The following is a 1,341-nucleotide window of genomic DNA, read 5'->3' on the forward strand; positions in this document are numbered from 1 at the left end:
CCCAGATATTGCGTAAATACCCACTCCGAAAATCCACTTCCGCCAGGCGTTGGGCTTATTAGCATCATGATCCACATAAGCAGTTGGCGTGCAAAAATCATGATATGATCCAGGGTGGAATAGTCACAACACCAAAAGGCTAACAATATTGAATTAACAACCCAATAACGCGCTGTCCATGAACAGAAGCTTGCCAAAAAAGCTTTCATCCAGAATTTGCAACTTTTATTTTTTAGATCTTTTGAACTCTCAATAAGATCTGTTCCTGTTTGATTTGCTCCTTGTTTCCATTTTCGGAGGATGGGTAGTTTAAATATCCATAGTAATAACCACTTCAGTCCACGAGGATTTTTGAAAAGTCCATAACTCAATACAATTAGGTAGGCTAGTTTTAGTAAGTAAGCCCCTAGAACTAGAAGTATAAGAGAAGATGTTAGAGAAGACGTATTTTCTGTATCGAGTAAAAAGAGCTGTTGCCAATCCAATACAAGAATAATTAAGGGCAGCATGATGATGAAATAAAGCTCGTCGAGGAAAGATGTCGCCATAACTACAGCTGAGCTCTTTCCTAGGCTTAAACCTTCTTTATTTAGATATAGAATAGCAAATGAAGTTCCTCCAATTGCTGAAGGTGTAATAGCCGATGTAAATTCCCAAAGCATTATGATTCGGAAGGTCTTTCGCCATGAGAATTCGTTCTCTGTTAGTATTCTTAATCTGGCCATATAGCCAAAATCACGAAGTGCCATCATCAGGAGAGCAACGACTATTCCAGCAAGGGTAAACCATGAAAATTCGATTAAATCAAATGTTCCGGGTTTAAAATCTTTAACGAGTAAATAGGCAATCACAACAAAACCAATTAAAATAGGCCAAATCACACGTTGAGGACGTATGGCTTTGAGTAATTTCTTTTGGTTTGAGATATTATTCTGCTCCATTAGATTAATTCTATGCAAATTTCTGATTAAATCCAGATCTGACTCTCAAACTTAATCAATTATAATATAAAGTCTAGGAGACTATGACTTAATTATTATGATTTTCTGAATAAGATTTTTCACAAATTAAATTTTTCAATTTTAATAAAATGAAGACAAAGAAAAATCCGCTACAACTTCATTTAAAAGTCGTAGCGGATTTAATATTGTTTGTCACAAGCTAAGTGTAAGATTCTAATTTGAATCAGAGGACTTAACTGTTATTATTTTCTTTCGATAGTTTGTGATCGGTTAGGACCTACAGAAACTACAGTAATAGCTATACCAGTTGCTTTTTCAATGAAATCAACATAGGCTTTAAATGCCTCAGGGAATTCATTTTCGTTTGACATAGAAGTCA

General features: G+C 35.1%; 2 protein-coding genes. Both read right to left on the bottom strand.

The window, feature by feature from the left end; genetic code table 11:
- Window positions 1-941: YbhN family protein (locus tag ABY905_RS17355; RefSeq protein WP_372646174.1), on the bottom strand; the 941-nt coding region annotated here is incomplete at its 3' end.
- Between the two features lie 263 nt (window positions 942-1,204).
- Window positions 1,205-1,333 carry an adenylosuccinate synthetase gene (locus ABY905_RS17360; protein ID WP_372646176.1) on the bottom strand — a complete coding sequence of 43 codons (129 nt, stop codon included), beginning with the start codon at window positions 1,331-1,333 and terminating at the stop codon, window positions 1,205-1,207.
- Window positions 1,334-1,341 lie beyond the last annotated feature (8 nt).

The organism is Ancylomarina sp. (genome assembly GCF_041555295.1).
Taxonomy (GTDB): domain Bacteria; phylum Bacteroidota; class Bacteroidia; order Bacteroidales; family Marinifilaceae; genus Ancylomarina.